Annotated in this window: 21 protein-coding genes and 1 pseudogene; 6 read left to right on the top strand and 16 right to left on the bottom strand. The window is 55.7% G+C overall.

The genetic code is table 11. The annotated features are described in order from the left end of the window. Nucleotides 1–41 precede the first annotated feature (41 nt). From AC01YT_RS05785 to AC01YT_RS05765, 5 genes are all read right to left on the bottom strand, one after another. Complete coding sequence (locus AC01YT_RS05785; protein ID WP_476673541.1) at nucleotides 42–953, bottom strand: PH domain-containing protein; 912 nt, start codon at nucleotides 951–953, stop codon at nucleotides 42–44. Beyond that, entirely contained in the window at nucleotides 954–2150 is a 1197-nt protein-coding gene (locus AC01YT_RS05780; protein WP_476673539.1) for a DegT/DnrJ/EryC1/StrS family aminotransferase, read from the bottom strand. Between the two features lie 47 nt (nucleotides 2151–2197). After that, nucleotides 2198–3094, bottom strand: a complete 897-nt coding sequence (locus tag AC01YT_RS05775) for a vWA domain-containing protein (RefSeq protein ID WP_476673537.1) — start codon at nucleotides 3092–3094, stop codon at nucleotides 2198–2200. A gap of 86 nt (nucleotides 3095–3180) precedes the next feature. Then, a complete protein-coding gene (locus tag AC01YT_RS05770; RefSeq protein WP_476673639.1) occupies nucleotides 3181–4275 on the bottom strand; it encodes a magnesium chelatase ATPase subunit I in 1095 nt (364 codons plus the stop codon). Nucleotides 4276–4397: 122 nt separating this feature from the next. Then, a complete protein-coding gene (locus AC01YT_RS05765) occupies nucleotides 4398–4838 on the bottom strand; it encodes an arsenate reductase ArsC (protein ID WP_476673535.1) in 441 nt (146 codons plus the stop codon). A gap of 358 nt (nucleotides 4839–5196) precedes the next feature. Here AC01YT_RS05765 and speD (AC01YT_RS05760) point away from each other — a divergent pair, with 358 nt between their 5' ends. The 4 genes from speD (AC01YT_RS05760) to gyrA all read left to right on the top strand — a co-directional run bounded on the left by speD (AC01YT_RS05760) (nucleotide 5197) and on the right by gyrA (nucleotide 9429). Continuing rightward, a complete protein-coding gene (gene speD, locus AC01YT_RS05760) occupies nucleotides 5197–5574 on the top strand; it encodes an adenosylmethionine decarboxylase (RefSeq protein ID WP_476673533.1) in 378 nt (125 codons plus the stop codon). After that, a complete protein-coding gene (speD, locus tag AC01YT_RS05755) occupies nucleotides 5571–5996 on the top strand; it encodes an S-adenosylmethionine decarboxylase (RefSeq protein WP_476673531.1) in 426 nt (141 codons plus the stop codon). Before speD (AC01YT_RS05760) ends, speD (AC01YT_RS05755) begins: the two co-directional genes overlap by 4 nt. Further along, nucleotides 5989–6819, top strand: a complete 831-nt coding sequence (gene speE / locus AC01YT_RS05750) for a polyamine aminopropyltransferase (protein WP_476673529.1) — start codon at nucleotides 5989–5991, stop codon at nucleotides 6817–6819. Before speD (AC01YT_RS05755) ends, speE begins: the two co-directional genes overlap by 8 nt. A 153-nt stretch (nucleotides 6820–6972) precedes the next feature. Continuing rightward, a complete protein-coding gene (gyrA, locus tag AC01YT_RS05745) occupies nucleotides 6973–9429 on the top strand; it encodes a DNA gyrase subunit A (RefSeq protein WP_476673527.1) in 2457 nt (818 codons plus the stop codon). On the opposite strand, the gene AC01YT_RS05740 is transcribed toward gyrA, so the two are convergent. The 7 genes from AC01YT_RS05740 to AC01YT_RS05710 form a co-directional block, all read right to left on the bottom strand. Continuing rightward, complete coding sequence (locus AC01YT_RS05740; protein WP_476673525.1) at nucleotides 9430–9636, bottom strand: hypothetical protein; 207 nt, start codon at nucleotides 9634–9636, stop codon at nucleotides 9430–9432. Further along, nucleotides 9629–10444 carry a biotin--[acetyl-CoA-carboxylase] ligase gene (locus AC01YT_RS05735; RefSeq protein ID WP_476673523.1) on the bottom strand — a complete coding sequence of 272 codons (816 nt, stop codon included), beginning with the start codon at nucleotides 10442–10444 and terminating at the stop codon, nucleotides 9629–9631. The genes AC01YT_RS05740 and AC01YT_RS05735 overlap by 8 nt, the downstream gene beginning before the upstream one ends. A 113-nt stretch (nucleotides 10445–10557) precedes the next feature. Further along, entirely contained in the window at nucleotides 10558–10977 is a 420-nt protein-coding gene (locus AC01YT_RS05730) for an Hsp20/alpha crystallin family protein (RefSeq protein WP_476673521.1), read from the bottom strand. A 182-nt stretch (nucleotides 10978–11159) separates the two neighbouring features. Then, nucleotides 11160–12218 carry an ABC transporter ATP-binding protein gene (locus AC01YT_RS05725; RefSeq protein ID WP_476673519.1) on the bottom strand — a complete coding sequence of 353 codons (1059 nt, stop codon included), beginning with the start codon at nucleotides 12216–12218 and terminating at the stop codon, nucleotides 11160–11162. Between the two features lie 23 nt (nucleotides 12219–12241). Then, entirely contained in the window at nucleotides 12242–13060 is an 819-nt protein-coding gene (locus AC01YT_RS05720) for an ABC transporter permease (protein ID WP_476673517.1), read from the bottom strand. Nucleotides 13061–13077: 17 nt separating this feature from the next. Then, the gene (locus AC01YT_RS05715; protein WP_476673637.1) at nucleotides 13078–13911 is read right to left on the bottom strand and encodes an ABC transporter permease; all 834 of its coding nucleotides are present in this window, start codon (nucleotides 13909–13911) and stop codon (nucleotides 13078–13080) included. A 127-nt stretch (nucleotides 13912–14038) separates the two neighbouring features. Further along, a complete protein-coding gene (locus AC01YT_RS05710; protein WP_476673515.1) occupies nucleotides 14039–15193 on the bottom strand; it encodes an ABC transporter substrate-binding protein in 1155 nt (384 codons plus the stop codon). A gap of 187 nt (nucleotides 15194–15380) precedes the next feature. On the opposite strand from AC01YT_RS05710, the gene AC01YT_RS05705 reads away from it, so the two are divergent. Both AC01YT_RS05705 and fabL read left to right on the top strand, forming a co-directional pair. Next, nucleotides 15381–15809 (top strand): DUF309 domain-containing protein, encoded by a 429-nt coding sequence (locus AC01YT_RS05705; RefSeq protein WP_476673513.1) that lies wholly within the window; start codon nucleotides 15381–15383, stop codon nucleotides 15807–15809. Between the two features lie 18 nt (nucleotides 15810–15827). Continuing rightward, the gene (gene fabL / locus AC01YT_RS05700) at nucleotides 15828–16604 is read left to right on the top strand and encodes an enoyl-[acyl-carrier-protein] reductase FabL (protein WP_476673511.1); all 777 of its coding nucleotides are present in this window, start codon (nucleotides 15828–15830) and stop codon (nucleotides 16602–16604) included. A 3-nt stretch (nucleotides 16605–16607) separates the two neighbouring features. On the opposite strand, the gene AC01YT_RS05695 is transcribed toward fabL, so the two are convergent. From AC01YT_RS05695 to AC01YT_RS05680, 4 genes and pseudogenes are all read right to left on the bottom strand, one after another. Then, entirely contained in the window at nucleotides 16608–17093 is a 486-nt protein-coding gene (locus tag AC01YT_RS05695) for a hypothetical protein (RefSeq protein ID WP_476673509.1), read from the bottom strand. Further along, the gene (locus tag AC01YT_RS05690) at nucleotides 17056–17637 is read right to left on the bottom strand and encodes a PadR family transcriptional regulator (protein WP_476673507.1); all 582 of its coding nucleotides are present in this window, start codon (nucleotides 17635–17637) and stop codon (nucleotides 17056–17058) included. Before AC01YT_RS05690 ends, AC01YT_RS05695 begins: the two co-directional genes overlap by 38 nt. A gap of 108 nt (nucleotides 17638–17745) precedes the next feature. After that, nucleotides 17746–19083, bottom strand: a complete 1338-nt coding sequence (locus AC01YT_RS05685; RefSeq protein WP_476673505.1) for an MFS transporter — start codon at nucleotides 19081–19083, stop codon at nucleotides 17746–17748. A gap of 88 nt (nucleotides 19084–19171) precedes the next feature. Next, nucleotides 19172–19420, bottom strand: a pseudogene (locus tag AC01YT_RS05680) (SHOCT-like domain-containing protein); the annotation flags it as partial.

Genomic DNA, 19420 nt, shown 5'->3' with positions numbered 1-19420 from the left:
CCTTAGGAAGAGCCGTGTTCTAAAACTTACGTTTGGTTTTTTTATCTCAAACCGGCCAATACGCAGGCAATGGTGAGTAAAATCAACGCTAAGTCTCCTCCGCCCCAAAGCAAGTAGGATTTGGCTTGTCCTTCTTTCTGGCGGTAGAAATAGAGACCCAGGATCAAGCCGCTGCCATAGGTTAGCACGCCTAAAATTGGAAGGAGCATTAAGCGTTGGGCTGGTAAGGGGGACGGGGGTTGAACAAAGGGGGAATAACCTAAGATAATGGTTGCACGAGAGGCTGCTAGAAGACTGCCAAGGCTGAGTAACCCCAAGAGGAGAAGGATACCGCCGATCACCATGGCGCGAGCAATCCTGTCTTGCCATAGATGAGCGACGAAGGCTACCGGGCGGGCTGAATAAGGGGTGAGCGGGTTGAGACTGCCCAATTCCAGGGCTTGGCGAAAGGCACGCGAAAAGGCGGATGGATCTTCCGGCGAGATGGCAAACACGCGTTGGGGGGTGGCAATAAGGAGCAGCGTGGTGGTTTCCGCCGCCAGAAATTCAATATCGCCCAATTCGGGTACCTTGCGATTACCAAGGATGGCTCCTGGCCAGGCGAAAAAGGGAAGGAGTAAGGGGAACCCCGCCTCATTGCCGGGGCGAATCCATTCGATGGATGCCAGGGGCAGGTGCTCAACACGCAATCCCCAGCGTAGGCGTAATCCATCACGGTCGATGGTATAGGTAGCGCGCCAAAGTGCTGCCAGGCGGTAGCCAATCCCTAGGCTGGCGATACCTCCCAGGAGCGCCAATACCAGCCATAACAACCAACGCGGGCCAGGCCGTTGTTCGGTCAATTGGGCCAGCGCTATCCCCAGCACGGCCAGGCTTGCGATCAGGGCTAATCCGTTGATCCAGATTCCGCGTTGCCGCGGGGGATGAAAGATCCAGAGAGAACTTTCTTCCATTCAGAGTGATTTCAAGACCATTTGCAAGGCATGGTAAACGTAATCTACCTGCTCTTCGGACATGACCCCGGAGAAGGGCAGTGCTAAGCCGCGTTCCCCCAGGTCTTCGGTGACCGGGTAGTCACCGCGACGGTAGCCAAACCGCTCTTGCATATACGGCTGAAGGTGAATAGGTAAGAAATACGGGCGCACCGGCACCCCATATTCGCCCAGGCGGGCCGCCACCTGTCCGCGATCTATGCCCGCTGCCAGGCGGATGACATAGACAAACCAGGACATACGTGTGGTTGTTGGAGCGATATAGGGAATTTCAACCCCATCGAGGACTTTGAGGCGCTGGTTATACCAGGCGGCGACCTGTTCACGCCGGTGCAGAAGTTCCTCAAGCCTTTGCATTTGGGCCAGACCCAGCGCGGCGCTGAGTTCATCCAGGCGATAGTTATAACCCAGGTAGGTATGCTGCAACCAGGTATCGCCCGGGGCACGTCCCTGATTGCGCAGTGCCCGCATGAAGGCTGCGGCTTCATCATTATCGGTGACGATCATTCCCCCTTCACCCGTTGTGATCTGTTTGTTGGGGTAGAAACCAAACGTTCCGTAGTCGCCTAAAACACCGGCTTTACGCCCTTTGTATTCGGCACCCAGGGCCTCACAAGAGTCTTCGATTAGTTTCAGATGATATTGGTCTGCCAGTTCATGCAGGGCATCCCAATCCGCCGGTTGACCGAAGACGTCCACGGCAAGAATGGCTTTCAGTTGCCCGCGATGCCGCCCTTGGCCGCGGCGCGGCAGCCAACGTTGAGCCACTTTTCCACCTGTGGTCAGGTCATGGACTGCCTGCATAGCCTGTTGGAGATCTAGATTACCGGTTTGGGGATCCACATCAACAAACACCGGCATGGCACCGGCGTAGAGGATCACGTTAGTGGATGCCACGAAAGAGAAGGGCGTGGTAAGCACCCAATCACCCGCTTCAACGCCGGCGGCCAAAACACATAAATGCAGGGCCGCAGTGCCAGAGTTAACGCCAATCGCGTGTTTGACACCAAGATAACGGCAAAAAGCGGCTTCAAAGGCTTCAATTTGGTCCCCCATGCTTAAGTGGGGGGTGCGTAGGACCTGGGCAACGGCTTCGCGTTCCAGGTTGGTTAAATCCGGCGACGACATGGGAATGTGAGGGGTTGTTGTGGTCTTCATACCTTCAATTCTACCCCGAATGTCAAACGCCGGGTTGGGCGCGCCGTTTAGCGGCGATCTTCCAGGGTTGCGGGTGGGGTGCGCGCGTTCAGTTCCCGGCGTACCGTGTAATATAGACTTTCAGCGCGAATGTCGCCTGCGGTGTAACACGGGGCTTTGAGGTGATCGGCTAGAGCCTGGGCCAATCCCTGATCAAAGGCTATGTGTTCCATGTTGATGACAATGCTGTGTACCCCTTCCCGGGCGATTTCATCGGCATAGAGATAGGCTTCCTCCAAGGGAGGGAGGTGGCTAATCGAGACGTTGCCCGCACCGTCAGTGAGCACGATCAATAACGGCATTACGTCGGGATGACGGAGGCGTTCGCGCTGCAGTACCTCTAAAGCCAACTTGAGCCCGGCGGAAAGGGGGGTCTTACCCCCAACCGGAATATCGGCCAGCGCCGTCTGTGCCAAGGTGACTGAGTTCGTTGGAGGTAACACGAGTGAGGCACGGTCTTTTTGGAAGACGATCAGACCGACGCGGTCGCGCCGCTGATAGGCGTCGTTGAGTAGGGAGAGGATGGCGCCCTTGGTGGCCTGCATGCGTTCGGCCACAGCCATAGACCAGGAAGCATCTACTACGAAGAGGATCAGGTTGGCGGCACGACGCACCCGCACTTTGCGCATAAGATCACTCCGATGAATAGCGAAGGCAAGATGGCGCCGTTCTTCACTACGTTCCTTTTGGAAAGGCGCTGCCGCACGCAGGGTAGCATCAAAAGCCAAATCATCTGTTGGACGCTGGGCAGGTCGAGCCTGGATGTAACGCCCGCGCTTGCGTTCGGTGCGGGTGCGTGAGCGGCGGCCGGCGAAGCGGCGCATCATCTTATCCAGCGGCGTATCCAGGCGACGCGGTTCAAAAGGCTGCGTGGCTTGGACCACCTGACCGCCATCCCACCACATGGCACTGTCCTGACGGAAAATATCCTCGCGTTGGGTGGGGTGAGGTGGGGCCTGCTCTTGCGTCTCTTGACTGAGGGTCTGGTCAGTTAAATTTTTTTTTGCCGGGCGGCTTCCTCCTCGCGAGTAGGCACCGGCTCGGTGTGTTTGCCGGTGCTGCTGGCGCCTTGCAATTGCTCAATGCGGTCCTGCAATTCTTCCATCGTCATTTCGGCTTGCTGGAAGGGAGCGCGTTTGAGCCGATGGGGCAATGCCAGTTCGGCGGCCAGAGCGATATCGCGTCCGGTTACGCTGGTACGACCTTCAAAGGCGGCATGAGCTCGCGCAGCTTTGAGGATAACCATGTCGGCGCGGTGACCGTCCACATTCAAAGAGGCGGTTAGGGAGGCAATGGAGAGTAAATCGCGCGAGGTATAAGTCACCTGGGGCAGCAACTGACGCGCCTGCTCAATCTGGTTTGAAAGTTCTTGCTCCTTAGGTAGCCATTCCTGACGAAAGGCTTCGGGGTTGGCTTCAAAAGCCAGATTGCGTTCGATGATCAGCACCCGTTCACGGGGATCGCGGATGCCTCGAATTTCGACCGAGAGGGCGAAACGGTCGAGTAATTGCGGGCGTAGTTCACCCTCCTCGGGGTTCATGGTGCCAACCAAGATAAAGCGCGCCGGGTGGCTGAATGAGATGCCCTCGCGCTCGATGATGTTCACACCCATGGCGGCGGAATCGAGCAAAATATCCACTACATGGTCATCAAGCAAGTTTACTTCGTCAATATAAAGTAAACCGCGGTTGGCGGCAGCCAACACGCCCGGCTCGAAGTGACGTTCCCCTTTTTGGATGGCCTTCTCGATATCCAGGGTGCCCACCACACGGTCTTCGGTGGCCGAAATGGGCAGGTTGACAAAAGGGATTGGGCGGGTGGTGACCGGGAGATTCTCACCTCGGACGGCACGTTCGCGGCATTCGGTGCACCAGGTGGCAGGCGTATCGGGATCGCAGCCAAAGCGGCAGTCCGCAATGACCTTAATATGCGGTAACAGCGCTGCCAGGGCGCGCGCCGCCGTGGATTTGGCGGTGCCGCGCTCGCCGCGGATCAAAACCCCGCCAATGCGCGGATCAATGGCATTCAGGATCAGGGCGCGTTTCATCTGCTCCTGACCCACAATGGCTGTAAAGGGATAAATCACCGGCATATTGATCTGCCTCTCTCGCTACCAATAGGTTCTCGCAGGGTAAGTTTACCACGATTTGCAGCAGTGAGCGTGGGCCTGTCGAGCCTGTGGCAGCGCGAATTTGGGTTAGGAGGGAATCAGGGGAGGCCAGACGGAAGCCCCAATTCATCCAACCAGGCCCGGATACGCGCGGCAATCTGATCCCGAACCTGGCGGAATTTTGCTCGTTTGACCTCATCTTCGCCTTCAAATGCCGCCGGGTCCTCAAACGGCCAATGCAGTCGGATGCCCTGGCCGGGGAAGAAGGGACAGTTCTTTTCAGCATCGGCGCATACGGTGATCAGGTAGTCAAATGTCATTTTCCCGCGGTAAGTGTCCAGGGATTTCGAGGTCTGTTGAGAGGCATCGATCCCTATTTCGGCGAGCACTTGTAGCGCGTAAGGGTTAACGCCCTTAGGTTCAATGCCGGCGCTGTGAACCTCGAACCAATCGCCGCCGTAGTGGCGTAAAAGCGCTTCGGCCATTTGGCTACGGGCGGAATTGCCGGTGCATAGGAAGAGAACGCGTCTTTTGGTCATTGTCTTAATTCTATCGTGATCTAGTTTGATTTTAACCAGTTTAAATTAAGAAAAATCAAACAGTGGGTTAGGGTAAGGTTAAATCCGTGAAAAAATGCCCCAAAATATTGACATTTTTGGCAAAATCGTTGAAAATAAACCCCTGACTGCAGACGATAAGGGGTGATTTCACCTCACTGCTGCCCACTCCCCGCTCGGGCAGCGGCGGGGCAAGGGGAAGGGGTTTTGGTGGGTTCTTGACCTGCTGAGGCCCCCTCTATCTTTTATCCGCCTTGCCGGGAGCGTGGAGGTACCTGTTGGCTGACCACCCCGAACGTTGCAGCACATTTATCCCAAAAAGAAGGAGGTTTATGGACAGTTGGACGGGCAGCTGCGCTTGGGGGAACACTATATTTGTGATCTCTCAAACTGCAACCGAGAACTGCTCTACGATAGCGAGCGTTCCCGCGATTTGTTCTTCCAGGCAGTGAGAGATAGTGGGTTAACCATTGTCAGCGAGGGCTACTATCCTTTCAGCCCGCATGGTTTCACTTGTTTCCTCTTGTTGGCCGAGTCCCATGCGAGTTTGCATGCGTGGCCAGAATATGGTTACTGCGCTATCGACCTGTTCACCTGTAATCTGGACCTTGATATCAAGCCATTGGTGGACAAACTGATTAGCCTGTTTGGGGCGCAAGACGCCCAAATTCGCGTAGTCAGCCGCTCTGCGGTTTGCCGGGAGGAGTGCCCAGTATGAACGCCTCATTAGAATCCCCCACTCTGGTGCGTTACATCATGGAAGAACCCGGCGTGCCTGCCACGGGTGAAAAGCCGTGGGGCTGGCATCTGGTGTTGAATCTGTATGAATGCGATCCGGAGCGCATCACCTCGGCGGACGTCATCCGGCAGTTTGTCATTGATCTGTGTGACTTGATCCACATGCGTCGCTTCGGTGAGCCTCTAATCGTCAACTTTGGCGAAGATCCACGCGTCACCGGTTATTCTCTGGTGCAACTCATCGAGACCAGTAACATCACCGGGCACTTCGCCAATCAGTCCAACGCGGCTTACCTGGATATCTTTTCATGCAAGGAATTTGATCCAGAGATAGCCACCCGTTTCTGCGTGGAAACCTTCCGCGCGAAAAAATTTAGTGGAGTGTTTATCAACCGTGGCTGAGACCTGGGTTACCGAACAATTACATTCGTTTTATCGCCAGTCACTGCGGGTGAAGAAGGTGCTGGTGGACGAGCAAACGCCCTACCAGCACCTTCAAGTGGTGGAGACCGAGTTTTTCGGCAAGGTGCTGATTTTGGATGGGATAATCCAGTTAACCGAGTATGATAACGCTGGCTACCACGAGATGATCACCCACGTTCCGATGCTGGCGGTGGAGAACCCGCGTACAGTGTTGATTGTGGGCGGTGGGGATGGAGGCAGCCTGCAGCAAGTGTTGCGTTACCCCTCGGTGGAGCGGGCCGTGGTTTGTGAATTGGATCGGCGTGTGGTGGAAGTGTGCCGCGAACACTTTCCAGCCTTTGGCGATCCTTATCGTGACCCGCGGGCAGAGGTGGTCTTCCAGGATGCTTTCACCTATCTAGAGAACCCGCCACTCAAGTTCGATGTCATCGTCTCAGACACCACCGATCCCATTGGGCCGGCGGAGAAACTCTTTAGCCCTGATTTCTTCCGTCGCCTAGCGGCAGCGCTCAACCCGGGCGGGGCGATTGCAATTCAAAGCGAGCAGATGTTCTTCGATCAGGCTTTGATTCGTGACATTTATCGCTTTGCCAAGACGCTTTTCCGCGCCCCAGCATACTACTATACCCTAGTGCCGACCTACCCCGGCGGCGGAATTGGGTTCATGTATATGTCGGATGTGCCCTGGACGAACGGTTTGAACAAATCCTATCCGCCGGGGCAGATGAATTACCTCAACCCCGACGTGCACCGGGCGGCCTTTGCCTTGCCGGAGTTCTTCCGGCGGGTGCTGGAAAGTTGATCGCTTCCTAGCCGTATTCGGACATTGAGGCGAAGATCTCTCGTGGACATTTGCCCGCGGGAGATCTTTTTGCCGCTCCGGCTTTGGGCCAGGGTGCGGTATAATCCTAACGTTGCCTGAAACCGGGTTCAATTTTTGGAATGAGAAAAGGTTATGGAAGTTGGCACTGTCTTTCCGGTAGATATTGATGAACAAATGCGCTCAGCGTACCTCGACTACGCGATGAGCGTTATTGTGGCGCGGGCGCTGCCCGATGCGCGCGATGGCCTTAAGCCGGTTCATCGTCGCATCCTCTACGCAATGCATGAATTAGGCTTGCGTTCGAATGCCCCGTATAAGAAATCTGCCCGCATTGTGGGCGAGGTGTTAGGTAAGTATCACCCACATGGCGATATGGCAGTATATGATGCCATGGCGCGCATGGCACAAGATTTCTCAATGCGCTATCCTTTGGTTGATGGTCAGGGTAACTTTGGCTCAGTGGATGGTGATGCCCCGGCGGCCATGCGTTACACCGAGGCGCGCCTGAACGCCCTGGCCGAAGAGATGCTGGCCGATATTGACAAAGACACGGTGGATTTCACCGATAACTTTGATGGTTCGCTCAAAGAGCCGGTGGTCTTGCCCGCGCGCCTGCCCAATTTACTACTCAACGGCGCGTCAGGGATCGCTGTGGGCATGGCGACCAACATTCCCCCACACAACCTGAATGAGTTAAGCGCGGCGATTGCCTATGTCATTGACCACTACGATCAGATTGACGAAATTACCGTAGACGACTTAATGAAACACCTCCCTGGCCCGGATTTTCCTACCGGTGGGGTGATCGTGGGGCAAGAAGCCATCCGCCAGATGTATTCAACCGGACGGGCGCGGCTGACGGTGCGCGGACAAGCGCATATCGAAGAGATTCGCGGTGGGCGTTACGCCATCATCATCACCGAGATCCCCTTCCAGGTGAATAAAGCCAGTTTAATCGAACGTATTGCCGAATTGGTGCGTGAGGGACGTATTGATACCATCGCCGATTTGCGTGATGAATCAGACCGGCGCGGCATGAGCATTGTCATCGAATTAAAACGCGGTGCACAACCCCGCAAGGTGCTCAACCAGTTGTACAAGTTCACGCCTTTGCAGATCACCTTTGGGGCGCATCTTCTGGCGCTGGTAGACAACGAGCCGCGAGTGCTTTCGCTCAAGCGTGCCCTGCAAATCTACATTGAGCACCGTCGCGAGGTGATCGTCCGTCGATCGCGCTTTGAATTGGAAAAAGCGCGCCAGCGAGCCCATATTTTGGAAGGTTTGCTGATTGCTCTGGCGAACCTGGATGAGGTCATACAACTGATCCGCCAGTCCTCGGATGCCGATGTGGCGCGTAAGCGCCTGATAAGCCGTTTCAAACTCAGCGAAGCCCAGGCACAGGCGATCTTGGAAATGCCCTTGCGGCGATTGGCTGCGCTGGAACGCAAGAAAATTGAGGATGAGCATAAATCCCTGCTCAAGCAGATTGCGGCTTTGGAAGATTTGCTTGCCTCACCCAAGAAAGTGCTCAAAGCCATCAAATCCGATTTACAAGAACTGACCGAGAAATATGGCGATCAGCGCCGTACACGCATTGTCGTCGGTGAAAAAGAGGACTTTGAGGAAGAGGATCTGGTACAGGATGAGCCGGTGTTGATTATCCTGACGCAGAAAAATTACATCAAGCGGGTGTCACCCTCGGTGTTTCGCACCCAGAGCCGTGGCGGGCGCGGTGTTACCGGTCAGTCCTTGAAGGATGAAGATGAAACGCTGATGTTGTTAGCTGCCCGCACGTTGCACACCATCCTTTTCTTCTCTGACCGGGGTAAGGTCTATGCCGAGAAGGTCTATCAAATCCCCGATGCCGGACGCACCGACCGGGGCTCGCCGATCACCAATGTCCTTTCACTGGATAGCGGTGAGCGGATCACAGCGGCAGTGGCGGTGCCGGATTTTTCCGCGGCGCAATACTGCACCATGACCACGGTGCGCGGCAAGATTAAGCGGGTGGCTTTGGAAGAATTTTCCAACGTTCGTGCCTCGGGACTGATTGCGATGACGTTGGAAGAAGGTGATGAACTCGGCTGGGTGCATCTAACCAGCGGCAAGGATGAGTTAATCCTGGTGACGGCGAAAGGTCTGGCCTTGCGCTTCAAAGAGGAAGAAGTCCGACCGATGGGACGCCAGGCCGCGGGAGTGATTGCGATCAAATTACAGGCTGGTGACCGCGTGGCTTCCATGGATGTGGTGCATCCAAACGCCGATTTGCTGATCGTCACCGAACAGGGGTATGGGAAGCGCACCGCGCTCAAAGATTTTCCACGCCACTCGCGCGCCAAATCTGGGGTAGCGGCTTTACCGGCAACTGCGCTGAAGGCCAGCGGCATGGTGGCCGCGGCGCGGATGGTACAGGAAGAAGATGAAGTAACACTGATTTCAGCCGGTGGGGTTATGCTGCGGCTCAAGGTGAAGGATATCCGGCGGATGACGCGCGTCGCGCGCGGGGTACGCTTGATGGAACTGGATAAAGGTGATACCGTAGCCTCGGTGGCGCGTATTGCCGCCGCCGATTTGCGCGCAGGTGGGTGATTAGAACAACATCATCCGCCCGGTAACCACCAGGCACAGCATTCCGAGTACCACGGTCATCAAGAACAGCAGCAACGAGAGCACAAACCGCTGGGCAGCCGTCATCCCCAGAAACTCGCGCCGGCGACGTCGCCGGCGCGACGCGGAAGGCTTAGGTTCTTCTTCGGAAAACGATACGTCAATCGAACCGCGTAAATCGTCAAGCATCCTCACCTCCTGAGGATCCGGCAAATGGCGCAGCGAGAGGGCGAATCTCCCCTGCGCTCAGCCGATATTCAAAGCCGTCTTCTAACCGCAAGCGTAAATGCCCTTCGGGGCTCAATCCCTCCACGCGTCCGATCAGGGGGGGATTATGTCCATCGCTGGCCTGAACCCATTCACCGCGAAATGCCAGGTGGTCTTCCCAGGCGATCATAAATTCGGGGCTGGTCAGGCGAGGGCGCCAGACAAAAAAGGCCTCAAGGACGCGCCGGAGCACGTCCCAGCGGTTTATGGGATGTCCCAAGACCTCTTCCAGACTGATTGCCGGATAGTGCAGTCCCTCGGCTGGGGGCACAGCGGCGCGTCCCACGTTAATCCCGATGCCCACCACGGCCCCTTGCAACTGCTCTTCCTGCCAGGCCAGTTCAACCAAAATGCCGCACACTTTGCGTTTGTCAACCAGTACGTCGTTAGGCCATTTGATGTGGGCGTCCACCCCAAAACCAACCTTGAAAGCCTGGGCAACGGCCAGTGCACCCAACGCCGTTAGACGTTCAACCGGGAACGGCAACTGCGCATTGGGCCGCACAATGAGGGTAAACGCTAACCCTGCCTCAGGTACGGTGATCCAGGTGCGACCTAACCGCCCCCGCCCGTGAGTTTGGTGCCCTGCCACCACCAAAGCCCCATCCGATGCACCCTGATCCAACCAGGCTAAAGCGATATCGTTGGTTGATCCAATCTCTTCATAATACTGCCAGGCGGGCAGATTTAGGTCGCGCAACCAATGTTCAAGCGCAGCAGATTCCATCATGAGGTAATTATACTTGTTACCTCCAAACCGTGGGTGCAGAGGTTGGGCTTAGGTGAAAAATAAAAAAACTCCCACAGGTAACTGTGGGAGCGGGATGGAACGTAGCGATTAGATTAGCGCGCCACAACTTTGATCGTGCGCGGACGGGCTGCAGCGGCTTTGGGTACCCGCAGAGTCAACACACCGTCCTTGAGGCTGGCGTCGGCTGAGGCGGAATCCAGTTCATCCGGCAGGTGAATCACCCGCATGAAGCGACCGCGCGGGCGTTCTTGGAGGATGTAAGTGGCTTTCTCGTCATACTCGGCTTTGAGTTCGCCCTGGAGAGTAACCGTATTATCCTGGATCTGGATTTGAAGTTCTTCGGGTTTCACACCGGGCACTAACGCCGTGATCTCATAGCCTTCGTCATTAACGCGAACGTCCACCGGCACCCAGACCGTGGGCGATTCTTCGGGCCATTCCTCGTTGAGAGCACGATCCAACCAGCGCCGCATCATCCAGCGACCGTAGGGCATGCGCATGTACGTCATCATAATCAACCTCCTGTAATCGTTTGGCTATTCTATCTCTTTGGACATTGGATGCCTTTATCTTAGTCACGGTGTATAGGAATTTGGCAAATAAAACATCAGCGTTTTATATGAATCTGGACATAAGAACCGATGACCCGGCATTTTTACGCGCCGGGTTGTCGGTTAAAGGATGATGGATTTGATCAGGCTTCGTTGATCACCCAACAGGCATGAGGGGGAAAGTTGATGATGACTTGATCTCCAGGGCGGGGCAAGGCCAACTGACGCTCGTTGAAGAGATCGGCCAACACCTCGCGTCCCTGCAAATCTACCCGCACCCGCACAATGGCGCCGAGGAACATCACATCCAGGACGCGTCCCTGTAAGTGATTGCGGCCTTCCACCGTGCCGAGGTTCATTTCCTCCGGGCGTAGAGCCAGGGTAATGACTTGACCGCGATTTAGGTGCGGCAGCGGTTCAACCTGTAACACGTTGTTATCAAAACGCACTTTGCCCTGCTGGGGGTCCTCAACAATCACTGGGATGAGATTGAGTTGGCCGATGAACGAGGCCACGAAGCGGGTTTTAGGGTAGTTATAGACCTCAAAGGGGGTTCCGACCTGCTCGATTCGTCCTTCATACATCACTACGACGCGGTCCGAAAGCGAAAGCGCCTCTTCCTGGTCATGAGTGACGTAGATGGCGGTGATGCCCAAAGTTTGCTGAATACGACGGATCTCGGCGCGCAGTTCGACGCGAATTTTAGCATCCAGTGCTGAAAGGGGTTCATCGAGCAGTAAGACGCGTGGGCGGATAGCCAGCGCCCGTGCTAATGCAACCCGCTGTTGTTGCCCACCCGAGAGTTGGTAGGGGTAGCGGTTTTCAAAACCAGTTAAGCGAATCAGATCGAGCATCTCGCCGATGGTCTTGCGAATCTCTTCCGGCGGGCGTTTGGCTACCTTCAGCCCGAAGGCAATGTTGTCAGCCACGGTGAGGTTGGGAAAAAGAGCATAGGATTGGAACACCATGCCGATATGGCGGCGGTTAGGGGGCAGGGTGGTAATGTCGTTGCCATCCAGAATGATCTTGCCACTGGTAGGTAATTCAAAACCGGCGATCATGCGTAGGGTGGTCGTTTTACCGCAGCCGCTCGGGCCCAAGAAGGATACAAATTCCCCCCGCTCTACTTCCAAATTGAAGTCCCGAACAGCCAGAGTCAGCCCGAAGCGTTTGGAGAGGTTTTGCAGACTCAGATAGGCCATATGTCCTTTCACCACGAAAGAGTTTAGCGCGCACCGAACGCTTGATCACCACCCAAGGCGCGCCGTCCCACAAATTGGAAAAGCATCGTGAACGCCCAGGTAAGGGCGAAACTGATGACGGCTAACGCCGCGCCCTCATAGGCGCGATTTTGCCCCACCTGTGACATATAAGGCCCAAAAGCCTTCAGCCCAACCAGAAAACTGGCTATGGTCAATTCTCCCATGACAATGGTAATGGTCAAAAAGGCACCACTAAGAATGGCGCTACGCAGGTTGGGGAAAATGATTTGAGTGATAATCACCCACCAACCGGCGCCCAGGCTCTGGGCAGCTTCGGTCAGGGTGCGAATATCTATGGCTTGAAGCCCAGTGTCCACGGCACGATAAAGATAGGGGAGCACCAGTACCACGTACCCCGCCACCAACAGGATCTGCGTACCGGTGAATGAGTTGGTCAGCAGGAAGGGGGGACGGCTGAAAACGCGGATCAGCCCAAAGACCAACACAATGGCTGGTACAACAAATGGCATCAGGGTGATGAATTCCACCACCGGTCGCAGTTGAGGCAGGCGCAGGCGGATCCAATAGGCAGTGGGAACAACTAAAACGACTCCTACCACCACCGTGAGTAGCGCCATCTCGAGCGAAAAGGTAAAGGCGCTGGCGAAACGAGGATCGCTGAGCACGCGCTGGTATGCCAGCGCACTCAGTACACCTTTGCGCGCTCGCAGTGAGAAGTCTATGGTCGCGATAAGGGGGACGAAGAAGTAGAGTCCACCTAGAAAGAGGATGAACCAGGAGAGCAAGCGCTGGCGCAGGGGGGCGTGGGTATTGCGGTCCATGTCAACCTCCGGAGGGTTTAGCGGCGCAACCAGCGCTCACTGCGCCGTCGCAACACATAATAAATAGCCATATTGAGCGCCATGATCACAATCATCCCGAACGAAAGGGCATACCCTAACCCAGGATTGTAGAGTACATCTCCCATGATTTGAGCGCCGATGAGAATGGTGATCAGGTTAATCAATCCACCTGTGAGCGAGAGCGCGGTGGCGTAAGCGCCGAAGGCATTCCCAAAAAGCAAGATGATCGCACCTAGGATTGACGGGGTCAGAATGGGTAGGGCAACCATACGCCAGTAGTCCCAGGTGCTGGCGCCCAAGTTCTCGGCAGCTTCGCGCCACTCGCGCTTAAGCCCTTCCAGGGCCGGGGCAATGATCAAAACCATCAGTGGAAACTGGAAATACATGTAAGTTAGGCTTAAGCCCCAGAACGAATACAGGTTGAAACCGATCTCGTAGATATCTACCCCCAAGGTTTTGAGCAACACCGTGACCATGCCCAGGCGCCCGAGCGTGGCCACAAAGGCAAACGCTAAGGGCACACCGGCAAAGTTCGAAGCCACGCCGGAGAAGGTGAGCAGGGCATCCCGCGCCCAACGGGGCAGGCCGCCTAAGGTGACCGCATAAGCCAGCAGGAAGCCAAACAGCCCGCCACCCAGGGCTGTGGCTAGGCTGATGCGAATGCTGATCGAATAAGCGCTCAGGATTGAGGGAGAAAATAAACTGCGGATGTTATCGAGGGTGAAATGCCCTTGGGTATCCCGGAATGAGCCCACCAAGAGTGACAATGAGGGCAATAGCATGAACAAAGCCGCAAAGATGAAAAAAGGGGCTACGCCTATCCACACCATCCATCCGGTGCCAGTACGGGTGCGGCGCAAAGGTGATTCTGGGGAGGGCTGCACTGTGGCAGCCCTCCCTCCTGAAGGTGATTGAACTGTCGAGACGAGGGGGCGGATTTCGCTCATTGGGTTAATTTTACTTGACTTCGGCTCCGACGACCTTATCCCAGTTCTCGGCAATGTAGGCTTTGGCCGCGTTCAGTTGCTCAATGGTGGGGAAAACGGCCTTGGCATACAATTCCGCCGGGGGTAGTTCAGCCAAAAGGTCTGCCGGGATGGCGTTGCGTTTGACCAAATCATCAAAACGGATGGGGTGGCAACCGCCCTTGAGCCAGATCAATTGTCCCTCGTCGGAATAAAGGAACTCCATCCACAACTTGGCAGCGTTGGGATGGGGAGCATAGGCACTGATCGCCTGGATGTAAACACCCGCGATGATACCGCTCTTGGGGATGACCACCTCAATTTCGGGGTTGCCTTCCAGGGCTTTCTTATCGGCCAGGGCGTTGTAATCCCAGCGGAAAACCACCGGGGTTTCGCCTTTGGCAATGGTGGACTGCTTCGCGATCACCGGAACGAAATTACCGACTTCGTTCAGTTTCTTGAAGTATTCCAGGCCGGGTTGGACGTTATCCAGCGAACCACCGTTAGCAAGGGCTGCGGCATACACGCTCATCTGCGCCTGGGCGGAGAGGCGCGGGTCGCCGGCCAAGGCAACCTGATTCTTGTATTCCGGCTTCAGCAGGTCAGCCCAATCTTGGGGCACGTTCTTAACGACATCTTTGTTGACCTCAAAAGCCATGACGCCGTAGTAATCTCCATACCAATAGCCATCCGGGTGCTTGAGGTTGTCGGGGATGGTGTCCCAGGTAGATACCTTGTAAGGCATGGCCAGTTGTTCTTCTACCAATTGTGGACCAAAGGCATATCCCACGTCAATCACGTCTGGGGCTTGAGGGCCCTTACTGTCTTTATTGGCTTTGATGGCTTCAATTTCCTCGGCAGAACTGGCATCGGGATTGAGTTCATTGACCTGGATGCCGTACTTTTGCTTAAAGGTCTCGATGGCTTCACCGTAATTGCACCAATCGTGTGGTAATGCGATGGTGGTAAGCATGCCCTCTTGCTTGGCGGCAGCGATTAGGTCTGCCAGCGCACCGCTCTCACCCCCGGATGAGGCTGGCGGCTGGGTGGGAGCCGCGGTGGGTGTGCCCGCACAGGCGGCCAGAAAGGCTACCAGGACAAGCAAACTCACCCAGCGGAAAAGGCGGGACAACGTGAGGGCTTTCATAATTCTTTTCCTCCTTATTTGGGGTTGAATTTGGGGAATGATTCTATTTTATACTAAAAACAGGATTAAAAACGTTACCCTGAAGATCAAAATTGGCTTAAATGAAGGTAAACGTTTCACCAAAGAATTGTTAAGAAAGGTGGAGGGTATGCTATAATCGCCTCGATCTTGGCTTATGGAGTGCGCAATGTGTTTTGATTTCTCTGCCTTTTCGCTGGAGAATTTCTCGGATCCTTGTCAACAAGAATTGCACCCTCGGGCGCGCGTAGGATTGGCGCTTTTTGCCGAGGGACAGTATTTTGAGGCCCACGAGGCTTTGGAAGAAGCCTGGCGTGAGAGCCATGGCCCGCAGCGGGCGCTCTATCAGGGAATATTACAGGTGGGCGTGGCCTATCATCACATCCTGCAGGGAAATTACACTGGTGCGCTGAAAATGTTTGCTCGGGCGCAGGCGAACTTGGAAGCGTTTGAGCGCCCGTGTTCGGGGGTGGATGTGCCACAATTACGGGAAGATGCGCGGCGGGTAGAGGTGGCGTTACGGGCACTGGGCGAGGCACGCATCCATGAATTAGATCGTAAATTGCTCAAGCCTGTTCCGATGATCAGCTCTGAGTAGCGCGGGAGAGAACATAACATGGAATCCAAGCCGTTTGCGGGTAAGGTTGTTCTAGTCACTGGCGGAGGGCGCGGGATTGGGCGAGCCATCGCCCTCTATTTTGCCGCGCGAGGTGCCGATGTGGTGATCAACTTTGTGCGCAACCAGGAACATGCCGAAGAGGTGGCAGATCAGGTTGAAGCCCTGGGACAGCGGGCGCTGATGGTACGAGCCAACGTTGGATATCCGGAGGAGATCGAAAAACTGTTTGCCCGCATTGCTGAAACGTTCGAGGGTCTGGATATCTTTATCAGCAATGCTGCTACCGGCTTCAACCGTCCTGGGATGCAGCAGAAGGTGAGCGGGTGGGATTACACCATGAACGTCAACGCGCGCGCTTTCCTTTTCGCTGCCCAAAAAGCGGTTCCTTTAATGGAAAAACGCGGCGGCGGGCACATGGTGGCGATCACCAGCCCCGGCTCGCAACGGGTTCTGCCCGATTACATTGCCGTAGGGGCCAGCAAAGCCGCCCTTGAGGCACTTACCCGTTACCTGGCAGTGGAACTGGCACCCAAGAACATTATCGTCAACGCTGTCGCCCCTGGCATTGTACTGACCGATGCGCTCAAGCATTTTGCCGCTCTCAGTGACCCCGAGGTGATCGAGCGGGCAATTGCCAACACCCCCGCCGGCCGCTTGGTGACACCTGAGGATGTGGCCGGGGTGGTGGGGTTCCTATGCTCACCGGGAGCGGCAATGATACGCGGCCAGGTGATTGTGGTGGATGGCGGGTATACGCTGATCACGCCTGGCTGAGATTTATATTTGAAGCCCGAATAACCTGAGCCAAGGGCGCGCATTTTGGGCCAGGAAAGGCCAGGGGATGGCGACCAGGGTTAATAGTAAGGCCAGGCCGAAACCAAGTGCGGCCTGGCGGTGCTTTTGCGCATCTGTCGGGGCTTTCTTGCTCAAGGTGCGCGCCATGTGGGCGATCCCGAGCGCAATCAGCATGAGGAAGATGTGTTCCACGGCGAAGAAGCGCAGCCCTACTTCACGCATGGCAGCGCCAAGATTCCCGATCAACACACCGCCCCAGCCGCGGGTCAGGTACAGGATAAGTCCGAGTAATATTTGCAAATCGAATGCCAGGGTGAAGAGCATCCCAGCGCGTCCATCCTCAGGGGTGAAGGGGCGGTGACCGATCCAACCACCAATGGAGCGGACGAGAGCCACACCACCCAGGATTAAAACCGCCCAGCGCGTCAGGTTATGCAGGCTCAATAGAATCAGGTTGAGGGTATCCATGAATGTCCTCCTGAGAAGAGATGTAAGTGGTTAAGGTTTCCAACACGTGTTCTAACCAGTGCGCCTCGGCAGCCAGGTGATAGCGTTGGTGTTCCAGGGCCAGTGCAGCTGCCCCGGCATGTGCGGGGGCGTTTTCCAACCTCAGGCGCCGGGCCTGGATCTGGGCAAGCCGCTTTTGAAGCAGGTTGCGAGCTTCGTGGGGGGGTAAGGCATCCAGGAAACTCAGACCTATGTCCCCCGCGAAATAGATGGGGTGATAATCGCTCAAGTTCTTGCGCAGCAACTGCCAGAAGGCATGTTCGCCCTCGGGGGTTAGATGGTAGATGCGCCGCTGGAGACCGCGGGCGGGGTGATCTTTGTTCCAAGTAACCCAACCTTTTTGTGCCATGCGCTTTAGCAAATAGTAGGCGGTTGGTTTCTTTAGGGCTGTGCAGGCATCCCAATCATGAGCGATGAGAGCATTGAGGGCATAACCGTGAGTAGGGCCACGACGGAGTAATCCGAGCAGGAGCAATTCATTGGCCTCATCTTCAGGCAGGGGCATGGCAGATCACCAAGGTGTTCAAAATAGTCAAAATTGACTATTTGAATTGTATGGAATTAGAGGACTTTGTCTAGCCTGATTCAGGTTAGCAAAGGGATGAAAAACCCATCATCCGGGGGTGAGAAGAAGGCGGGTTTGTTTATGGCTTGCCAGGGACAAGCAGATCATTGCGAAAAGGGTTCGACAGATGTAACCTGGGAGAGGGGCTGACTTTCCAGGTTGGCGGTGACCGGCCAGAATAAGGCGATAAGACTCATTGCACTGCATCCCAAGCCGCCGATGATGTACCATGTTTGTAACCCCAACCAATCGGCAATAGGGCCGGCAAAGAGCATTCCCAGGGGTGTCATGGCTGAAGCCAGGCTGTGGATCACGGTAAATACGCGCCCTTGGATTTCCGGTGCGACTCGTGCCTGCACCAGTGCGTAGAGCGGCCCGTTGGTGATAGGGTTGGCTATCCCTAACCAGAACATCAACCCCAACGCTATAGGATAGGCTGATGGTGGCAGAAACCCCATCCCCATCGCGCCTAAGCCGGTGGCAAACAGGCCCGTCATTGAGGTCCATAATTTGCGCCGGAAACCCCCACACACTTAGAAGTAACCCGCCTAGGACCACACCGATACCGTATCCGGATTCGAGCCAACCGAGATGGATGGCTTCCCCACGAAAATGGCGGGTGACGAGCAAGGGCAAGAGTGCAAAAGCGGGGTTGAGTAAGAAGTTGATCAGGGTGGCCATGAGCAAAATAGCCAGCAAACCGGGCCAGGCGGCGATATAACGCAGGCCTTCTTGCACATCTCGCACTACCAGGCGTGGCGTCACGGCCGATTGCGCATCCGTGCGTTGTGGCTGGGGAATGTGGACTAGCCAGAGCAAGTTGACGGCAATCAAGGCGGTGAGGATGTCAATGGCAAGGATGTGCGGCAGGGGCCACAGGGTTAACAAGAAGGCACCGATTGGTGGGGCGGTGATGTTGATCAGGCCGTTGAGGGCCTGGTTAGCACCGGCGATGCGAGAGAGGTGACGTTCTGGTACCATTAGCGACGTGGATGCTTGCATCGCTGGCCAGTGGAATGCGTTGCCTAGACTGCGTAAAAACAGCACGACGTAAACATGCCAGGGTTGGGCGCGCTCAAAAGCAAACAGGATGACCAGCCCCAGCGTAGCCATGGCAATGGCGCTATCAGCGAGCATCATCACCCGGCGGCGATTCCAGCGATCCACCAGGGCCCCGGCGAACGGTCCTAAGAGGACCTGAGGGAGCAAGCCGAAAAGAGAGGCGGTTGCCAGCACAACGGCCGAACCGGTGGTTTGGGTGAGCCACCAGATCAGCGCAAAGTGCGCTAATCCGCTGCCAAAAAGAGAAAAGACCTGCCCAATCCACATAGGGGCAAAGCGGCGCAACCAGTAGCGATCTACCTCGGGGGAAGAAGGAATACTCATAGGAGCTCTACTCAGCGAAAGGATCACTCTCCCGTGCCACACAAATGGCCGGGCTTTTGGCAATGAACGAGGCGCTGAGCCTCAACGGTTACTCAATGAAGACCTCGACGTGCTCGCCGTCTTCTTCGTCGAAGACATCTACCAGCGTGCCGGTTTCACCGGATCGAATAAACTCCATCAGGCGATTAATGTCCAAACCTTCCACTTCGGGGGTGAACCGCATCCCCATCTTAATCCCGGCTGAAACCAGATTCAGCGGCAGGCGGATGTTGGCGCGCACTTTGCCGGTATCGGTATCGGTGATGCGCACGCGTAGCCAACGCCCGCTTCCACCGGG

Source organism: Thermanaerothrix sp. (assembly GCF_056331585.1).
The sequence above is the reverse complement of the archived record's forward strand: the minus strand, read 5'-3'. Positions and strand labels throughout refer to the sequence as shown.